This is a genomic window from Actinosynnema sp. NPDC023794 (genome assembly GCF_040639675.1).
Classification (GTDB): domain Bacteria; phylum Actinomycetota; class Actinomycetes; order Mycobacteriales; family Pseudonocardiaceae; genus Actinosynnema; species Actinosynnema luteola.
In genome coordinates this window covers 1-7,972 of record NZ_JBFAFR010000077.1, presented here as the reverse complement: position 1 = coordinate 7,972, position 7,972 = coordinate 1, and the positions used below count along the sequence as shown (strand labels likewise).

The 7,972-nt window shown below is 68.3% G+C and carries 8 protein-coding genes and 2 pseudogenes; 3 read left to right on the top strand and 7 right to left on the bottom strand.

The window, feature by feature from the left end; all coding sequences use genetic code 11:
* Positions 1–494: 494 nt before the first annotated feature.
* Positions 495–956, bottom strand: a complete 462-nt coding sequence (locus AB0H12_RS44830; RefSeq protein ID WP_499632790.1) for a flavin reductase family protein — start codon at positions 954–956, stop codon at positions 495–497.
* Between AB0H12_RS44830 and AB0H12_RS44825 the strand changes: the two genes are divergently transcribed.
* Entirely contained in the window at positions 862–1,065 is a 204-nt protein-coding gene (locus tag AB0H12_RS44825) for a hypothetical protein (protein WP_499632794.1), read from the top strand. The genes AB0H12_RS44830 and AB0H12_RS44825 overlap by 95 nt on opposite strands.
* Here AB0H12_RS44825 and AB0H12_RS44820 read toward each other — a convergent pair.
* The 5 genes and pseudogenes from AB0H12_RS44820 to AB0H12_RS44800 all read right to left on the bottom strand — a co-directional run.
* Positions 1,037–1,531 (bottom strand): annotated as a pseudogene (locus AB0H12_RS44820) (NADPH-dependent FMN reductase); the annotation flags it as partial. The gene AB0H12_RS44825 and the pseudogene AB0H12_RS44820 sit on opposite strands and share 29 nt — an antisense overlap.
* A 136-nt stretch (positions 1,532–1,667) precedes the next feature.
* Positions 1,668–1,886 (bottom strand): hypothetical protein, encoded by a 219-nt coding sequence (locus AB0H12_RS44815; protein ID WP_230572737.1) that lies wholly within the window; start codon positions 1,884–1,886, stop codon positions 1,668–1,670.
* Positions 1,887–2,069: 183 nt separating this feature from the next.
* On the bottom strand, positions 2,070–2,480 hold the full coding sequence (locus AB0H12_RS44810) for an integrase core domain-containing protein (RefSeq protein ID WP_499632788.1): 411 nt from the start codon (positions 2,478–2,480) through the stop codon (positions 2,070–2,072).
* Positions 2,441–3,001 (bottom strand): transposase family protein, encoded by a 561-nt coding sequence (locus AB0H12_RS44805; protein ID WP_499632785.1) that lies wholly within the window; start codon positions 2,999–3,001, stop codon positions 2,441–2,443. The genes AB0H12_RS44810 and AB0H12_RS44805 overlap by 40 nt, the downstream gene beginning before the upstream one ends.
* A 444-nt stretch (positions 3,002–3,445) precedes the next feature.
* A complete protein-coding gene (locus tag AB0H12_RS44800) occupies positions 3,446–4,180 on the bottom strand; it encodes an alpha/beta fold hydrolase (RefSeq protein ID WP_499632783.1) in 735 nt (244 codons plus the stop codon).
* A 102-nt stretch (positions 4,181–4,282) separates the two neighbouring features.
* Here AB0H12_RS44800 and AB0H12_RS44795 point away from each other — a divergent pair, with 102 nt between their 5' ends.
* Together AB0H12_RS44795 and AB0H12_RS44790 are read left to right on the top strand one after the other, a co-directional pair.
* Positions 4,283–5,221, top strand: a complete 939-nt coding sequence (locus AB0H12_RS44795; RefSeq protein ID WP_499632781.1) for a helix-turn-helix transcriptional regulator — start codon at positions 4,283–4,285, stop codon at positions 5,219–5,221.
* A 75-nt stretch (positions 5,222–5,296) separates the two neighbouring features.
* Positions 5,297–6,123, top strand: a pseudogene (locus tag AB0H12_RS44790) (IS5 family transposase); the annotation flags it as partial.
* Between the two features lie 123 nt (positions 6,124–6,246).
* Here AB0H12_RS44790 and AB0H12_RS44785 read toward each other — a convergent pair.
* On the bottom strand, positions 6,247–7,347 hold the full coding sequence (locus tag AB0H12_RS44785) for a hypothetical protein (protein WP_499632792.1): 1,101 nt from the start codon (positions 7,345–7,347) through the stop codon (positions 6,247–6,249).
* Positions 7,348–7,972 lie beyond the last annotated feature (625 nt).

Genomic DNA, 7,972 nt, shown 5'->3' with positions numbered 1-7,972 from the left:
GGCCGGCCGGTGCGGTACGCCGCGGTCGCGGTCGGCGCGATCACGGTCGCGTCGTTCGCGTTCTCGGCCTGGTACACGCCGGTCCACCGACCCACGTCTCGCACTCATGCTGCGGGTCGAATCACTGCCGCTCTGAACTCGTCCTTGCAGGTAGCCCTCTGCACTCACCATCGGAAACCGGCTATTTCGATGTCACCGCGAGCGGATGTCGCCCATGTGCCGGCACCCGGCGTTCGACCCCGCGTGCCTGTGCCGAGTCCGGAGCCTGCGCGGTGAGCAGGTGGTCCCGGGCGTGACGGTCGGCTCAGGCGGCCCGGACCGTGGCGAGGGTGTTCGACCAGCGCACCACCTGGTCGAGCAGGTCGCCGAGTTCGGTCACCCGCTGCGGCTGTGGCGCCAGCACCATGAAGCCCTCGTAGTCGGTGTACAGCGAGTGCCACCTGGGCCCGGACGGTGGCGAGTTGCACCTCCGCGGCGATGAGCCGCAGGACGAGTCAGTGGCCTGACCCCGTCCAGGCGGTACGACGTCTGGTGGTCACCGTTGCCCGAGGGAACGTCCGCGCACCTTCAGGCAACGGTGTCAGGCCACGGATGTGTACCGGCCCTGGAAGCGGACCAGGGGTGGGATGCCGGTGTTGTGCTGGATTTCCAGCGGTTCGCCCACCAGGGCCACGTGGTCTCCTACCGCGATTCGGCGGACTGTGCGGCAGCGCAGGCGGAGCGGGCGTCCAGCAGGTGGGGGACGTCGTCGGTATCGGGTTCCCAGTCGGTGTCGGCGCCGAAGCGGTCCGCGCCGGTCGTGGCGAAGCGGACAGGGCGGTCTGGCCGGCGTGCAGCAGGTGGACCGCGAAGAGCGGTGCGGTGCGCAGCACCGGCCACGCCGACGCGCCCTCGCCGATCCACACCACGATCAGCGGCGGGTCCATGCTCGCGGACGTGAACGAGCTGACGGTCACGCCCACCGGGCCGTCCGGGCCGGTCGCGGTGACGATGCCGACCCCTCGCGGGAAGTCGCGGAGTGCGGTGCGCAGGTCTGTCATCGGGTCGCCCCCACCGGAGTCGTGAACCACCCGGCTTCGGTCAGCCGGTCGCCCAGCGTGCCGATCAGCTGTTCCTGGTCCCCGGACAGCAGGGCCTCGTTGGCGAACACACCCCGGGCCGGCACCGAAGCGCCCAGCTCCGCGAGCAGCGGCTTCAGGTGGAGTTCCACGGCCAACGCGTGCTTGTCGGCCGCCGCGACGAGCAGCGGCACGGCGGTCTTGCCGCGCAGCCAGTTGCCGGGCGCCTGGTCGAGGATCGCCTTGAGCAGACCGGTGTACGTCGCCTTGTACGTCGGTGACGCCACCACCAGCACATCGGCCGTCGAGAGCCGGTCCAACGCCTCCCGCACGGCCGTCGAACCCGGCTCGAACACCGAAGGCGCGAGGGCCGCCGCGTCCACCAGCGGTCTGTCGGGGGCCACCTCCACCCCCTGCGCGCTCACAGCGTGGCGAACCGCCTCGCGCAGAGCGAGCGCCGCGTTCAACGTGCGGGACGCCGGACGGGATTGCCGACCAGGACGCCGATGACGAGTGGCTGGGACATGAACCCGAGCATTCCAACGTCATCGGCGCTCCTCAAGGTCGTCCACCCTGCGGGATTCCCGCTGTACTACGCGACGGCCGCCCTCAACCCAGCAGCGCCCAGAACCGGGTGATGCCGAACCGGGCGACGCGACGGCCGAGGTCGGCACCCGCCTGTCGTCGGCGCGGGTGTGTTGTGCAGCGGTGTCCACTATGGATTTGGATCGACGCCGTCGGCTGCCACACCTCCGGCGCCGGTGCCGGCAGCGCGAACGGCGCGTTCACGGAAATCGGGTCGAGGCCGTCGCCGTGGCGTTCGGCCACCTGTGGGGTTCCAGAAGTTGGCCACACTGTCTGACCTGGGCGTTAGGCTGCTGTGGGTTCGTACTCGTTGATCAGGCCGCCGAGGACTGGTCGGCGGCGTACGGAGGTGCAGCCCGGTTGTGCGATCGGTCGGCCTGGTCGTGGTGGTCTGAGTTGGCGGGTTTGGTGGGGTCGGCGGTGGTTTTAGTGGGCCACGTAGCGCTGCAGCACTGATCTCAGGTGGCGTTCGTTGATGATGAGCAGGCGGTCGGTGGCTTCGCGTCTGATGGTGCTGACGAACCGTTCGGCGTAGCAGTTGGCTCGCGGACTCTGCGGAGGGATCTTCACGACTTCGACACCGGCGTCGGCGAGAACGGCATCGAACGAGGCGGTGAACTGCTCTGTCCGGTCTCGCACCAGGAACCGGAAGTCATCGACGCGGTCGCCGAGGTCCATGAGCAGGTTGCGGGCTTGTTGCGTTGTCCAAGGGCCGTCCGGATTCGTGGTGGTGCCGAGGAGGTGCACGTAGCGCGTGGCGACCTCCATCACGAAGAACACGTGGACCCGCTTGAGCGTCACGGCGCAGTCGACGCGGTAGAAGTCGCAGGCCAGCATGCTCGCGGCCTGCGCGCGCAGGAACCGTCGCCAGGAGGGGCCGGTGTGTCGCGCTTGGGTGTTGGTGGGATGCGCAGGCGTTTGAGCACGCGGCGGATGGCAGCCGCGCCTACCCGGTGGCCGAGTTTGAACAGTTCGCCTTGGATCCTGCGGTAGCCCCAGCCGCCGTTCTCCCGGGCAATCCGCTCGATCAACATCGTCAGGGCGCTGTCGATCGGCGGCCGTCCGGTTCGGTTGGGGTAGGTCCACTTCTTCGCGACCAGGCGCCGGTGCCACCGCAAGAGAGTGTCGGGCGTGACCAGTCGGTGCCGGCGCAGTAACTGGGGGAGTCGGCGGGCCAGTGCGGCGAGCACCGCGCGGTCGGCCCAGTCCAGCTGCGGGCGAGGGCTGGTGCGGCGGAGCACGGCAACCTCGTGTCGCAGCACCAGCAGTTCGACGTCCTTGGTTGCGGAGGACCGTCCGAGGAGCAGCAGCCAGCTACCGAGTCGGATGAAGATCAGGTACAGCAGTCGTAACGCCACACTTCACGATCATGCCCCTACGGCTCATGGTGCACGATCACCGCAGGTCGGCAGCCCAGTGCAGAGTTCTGGCACCCCACACTTTTCGCAGAGCGCCATCAGTAGCGGCGGCTGGTCGCGGCGAGGATCCGGGGAGCGAGCAGCCGTAGGACCCAGGGGCGTCGTCGCTTGGGGTGGTGTGCAAGGTGCCGCGCAGATACCCGGCGCGGACGATGCTGCGGTCGTCCTCGTAGGCCGCGCGGATGGCGCGGGCGGTGATGGCCCGGCCGCGTACCCGGATGCCCAGGGCGGCTGCCATCGTGTCTTGCGCCTGGACGGCGAAGACCCGCCGGACGACTGCTTCCGCCGTAGCCTCCCGTACTTCGCCTGCCAGCGCTTGGGCACCGGCCCGCAACAGTCGTACACGCGTGTGGTCAGGCATGCGGCTGCGCCGATCTGGCGAGGTCAGGAGACGGCGGCGTCGAGCAGGTCGGCTAGTTCGGCGGGCGCCGAGAGCATCGGCCAGTGCCCCGTGGGCAAGTCGAAACGCCGCCATGGCGGCTGGTTCAGGTAGGAGAGCATCGGAATCCCGGCATCGAGCAGGGCCTTGAAGTCGTGGCAGGCGATCAGGACGCGGTCCACTCCGGGACCAGGGTCGGTAGGGTCGGCGAGGCGCTGGGTGTAGGTGCCGAACGGATGCGGGGTCGCACGCGCAAGCAGACGCTCCAGCCCGGGCTCGTCGAGTCCGTCGAGGCTGCTGGACACGCTGAGAATGTCGATCGGCGGCATTGCCAGCTGCCACCCGTCCCCGAGGGCGTTGACCTGCTGACGCAGCTGGTCGGCTACCTGCGGTGGCATGAGGTCGAGCATGCACATGCCCGGGGCGAACGGGGCGCTGTCCACGTAGACCACGCGCTCCAGCCGGTGGCCGAGGCGTCCCGCGGCCCCGGTGACGGGAGCGGCGGCGTAGCTGTGGGCGACCAAGGTGATGTCACGCAGGTCCTGCCGCTCGACCAGATCGGTGATGTCGCTGATGTGGGTGCTCAGGTCCGTCTGAGGACCGCCCAGGTTGGCGCGCTCGGCCAGGCCCGTCAGCGTCACCGCTACCGCGGTGTGGTCGCGCTCCCGCAGAGCGCGGGCAGTCTCTTCCCAGGCCCATGCCCCGAGCCAGGCGCCGGGAACCAATACGAAGGTCGCCATGTGATCTCCCTGAAGTGCGGTGTTGGCCGGGAGCGTAAGCTCAATACAGGACACAATCCGCCCTAAAATGTTGGGTGATCCATGTCGCATCCCCTCACTCGTGTGCTGACGCTGCTGGAACTCCTCCAGTCCCACGCTCGACTCACCGGAGCCGAACTGGCCGACCGCCTCGGTACTGACATCCGCACCGTGCGCCGGTACACCGCGCACCTGCGGGACCTCGGTATCCCTGTGACGGCAGAACGCGGCCGCTACGGCGGCTACCGACTGGCCCGCGGATACCGAATGCCCCCATTGGTCCTCACCAACGACGAGGCACTTGCCGTTGTCCTGGGCCTGGTCGCCGCGGAACGCCTCGGCATGGGCACCACGGTGCTGGCCAGTGCGGGCGCCCTTGCGAAGATCGAGCGGGTGCTGCCGCAGGCGCTGCGCGAACCGCTCGCCGCCATCCGTGAATCCCTCGCATTCACCGGCAACGCCGTCATCGGGCAAGCCCCGGGGGCCGGCGTCCTGCTCGCCCTGGCCCAAGCCGCCCGCATCTGCACGACGGTCTGCATCAGCTACCAGTCGTGGCGCCAGCAGCGCACCGAACGCGATGTCGATCCCTACGGCGTGGTCTTCCACAACGGCCGCTGGTACCTCGTCGGTTACGACCACCTCCGAGACACCCTGCGAACCTTTCGCGTCGACCGCATCGAATCCGTTGCCTCCCAGGCCCGCGACTTCACCGCCCCCAACGGCTTCGACCCCGTCGCTCACCTGACCTCGGCTCTGGCGCAGGTTCCCTACCGCTGGCAAGTCGAGGTGACCATCCATGGACCCATCGACGCGATCGCCCGCCGACTGCCCCGCTCGGTGGCAACTCTCACCGCTGACACCACCGGCGTCCTCATGCACGCCCGCGCAGAACGCCTCGACGGCATGGCTCACCTACTCGCCTCCCTGGAATGGCCGTTCACCATCCACCGCCCCGACGAACTACGGCAAGCCCTCAAGACACTGGCCAGCGAGCTCGCCGCAGCCGCAGAGCGGGGCCTGTAAAACGGCTTAGAGGGCATCTGATCTTGGTTTGAGGCGGTCTGTCCGATTTGTCGACCGCTCTAAAGTTGATCAACTGTGAGCTCTCGGCGCGCGTACCCCAGTGACCTGTCCGATGCCCGGTGGGCGTTGATCGAACCGATGCTGACGGCCTGGCGTGCCGCCCGGCGCGGGCCGGGAACCGCGGCACGGGTGCACGACTTACGAGAGATCGTCAACGCGATCCTCTACGTGTGCCGGACCGGGATCGCGTGGGCCTACCTTCCGCACGACTTCCGCCGTACAAGACTGTCTACGACTACTACGCCAAGTGGGAGAGCGACGGCACGGCCGAGGCGTTACACGACCTGCTGCGGGAACGGGTCGGTGTCGCAAGTGGACGCATGGCCGCACCGACGGCGGCCGTCCTCGACTCGCAGAGCGTGAAAACGTCCCGCAACGTCAACGAAACCAGTCAGGGCATCGATGCCAACAAGAAGATCAAGGGCCGCAAGCGACACATCGCCACCGACGTACTGGGTCTGCTCCTCGCGGTGATCGTGACCGCAGCCTCGGTCCAGGACTCGACCGCCGGTCGGCAACTCCTGGGCCACCTGGCCGTCGCGCAACCTAACGTGTCGATCGCCTGGGTGGACGGCGGCTACAACCACGAGGTCGTCCGTCACGGCGCCCGACAGGGTGTCCGCGTCGAAGTCGTCAAACGTGTTGCAGCACAGGGATTTTACGTTCTGCCCAAGAGGTGGGTGGTCGAACGAACCCTGGGCTGGCTGATGCAGCATCGTCGACTGGTACGCGACTACGAGACCCTGCCGCGGCGCTCGTGCACGATGATCCACTGGGCGATGTCTAACATAATGAGCCGCGTTCTCATCGGCGAATCCACCCAAACCTGGCGAAACGATCTACGCAAAACAGACATACCCGCCCAAAGGTGGATCAGATGCCCTCTAAGAGCGGGAGAGAGCGAGGCCGAACGAGCCCGCGATTCCGGCGGCGTGCCAGCCGCTTGTCGCCGCACGCGGTCGGATTCAACGGGCCTGTCGGCCGTCCTCATCGTTTGTCCCCTGGAGATCGCTCAGCCGCTGGTCCTGGTGATGAGTCTCGCGCAGGATGGCCGTCGACAACATCAACGCCAGCAACGCGTTGCCCTCGGTGTACTGGATGTCGCCCACCGCATGGGCGGTCGCGTGCCGGTTGGCGGTCGTGGGCACGTCGTCGCCGCGGTCGGGCCAGAACTCCTGCAACGCCGCGAGCACCGGGCGGTAGGCGATCACCCACGGCATCAGCAGGGCACGGCCCTCGATGTCCATGCTCCGGATCGACTGGGCGAACCTCGTGTAGACGCCCGGCGCCCTTCCCCGGCCGCCCTTGCCGTTGCTTCGGCCGGTCGCCGGCGTGATCGCGCGCAGCAGGGTGTCGAGCACATTCATCGCCAGGGCCTGGGCTGCGGCGTGATGCCCGGCCTCGAACGTCGTCAGCGCCGCCCGCAGGTACCGACCCAGTTCGCCGCGCTCGCCGCGCTCGACGACGTCCAACGCCGCGGCGCAGTCGCCGAGGATCGTCTCGCTGTGGGCGGTCACCACGCCCGTCCACCCAGGGTGGCTGGGCTCGGTGGCGAGAAGGTCGCGCAATACGGCCGCGCGCGGCACCCACGAGATCGGGATGCCCTGCTCGGCCAGCATCGGAAGCTCGGCCACCTCCGCGTCCTGCAGTTCCCGCCAGTTGTCCGGGCCGCCCTGCCGCAGCACTTGCAGCGGCACGGTCTCCAGCCCGGCCAGCACGGCACCGATCTGGTCCAGCAACGGGACCAGCCAGTCGTCGGTGGAGACAGCCAGCCGGGACAGGTCGATGTTCGGCAGACCGGCGACCTCGGGAACCGGAATCTTCGGAAACTCGATCTTGGGAAGGACCAGCGCCCGTTGCAGGGCACGGCTGAGGGACCGCGCCTGTTCGCTCAAATACCGGCTCACCTCCTGGGCTGGGTACGCCGCAGCCGCTTTCGACGCTGCGAGGGCCCGGAGCTCCTCCAGGGTGATGTGCGTGCCGGGCCCGGGCTCGGCGTCCGCTGCATCCGACCCGGCGGAGATGTCGGGCTCCTCGGGTTCTTCGTCGCCGGCGGACGTGTTCACGGGCATCGGGCGGCTCCTCGCGTGACGGTGAAACGGATCGTCGAGGCTCCCGTCCCGCAGTCGGGGGGCACCGCGTTCGCTGCGGCCGGTGTTGACCGTCCACCTGCCTGCCGTCGTCAGCTGCTGCTCGGTGTCACTCAATCCTCGCAGCCCACGAAAACCACTACAACCGACACCGGCCCACCAGGCCCGTGACCAACTACCCCCCGAAGTTCGGCGGCACCCCTTCGCGGTACACGACCTCGACACCCACAGACTGCACCGCACCCCCATCCCGGGCGGGCTCGTCAACGAGTACCGATACGCCGCTTGACCAGCAACGATGAATTTTCGAGCCTCACAGGCTTCCGCGTTCATCGGCGCTGACCCCTACCGGTCGGCTGGCCGGACCACTGGGAATGTTAACGCTCACTTTCACTTCTTGACAGTGATCACGCCCACCCACCACACTCTGGACGCGCCGTCCTATGTTATCGATCACATCGCTCGACGACGAGTGGAGACCAGTGTGCGTGGAGTCCGAACGACAGCGCGCCGGGCGGGCGTGGTGCTCGCCGCCGCGGCCCTGCTGGCCACGACCGTCACGTCGGGTTCCGAGGAGCCCGCGTCGGCCTGGGACAACGGG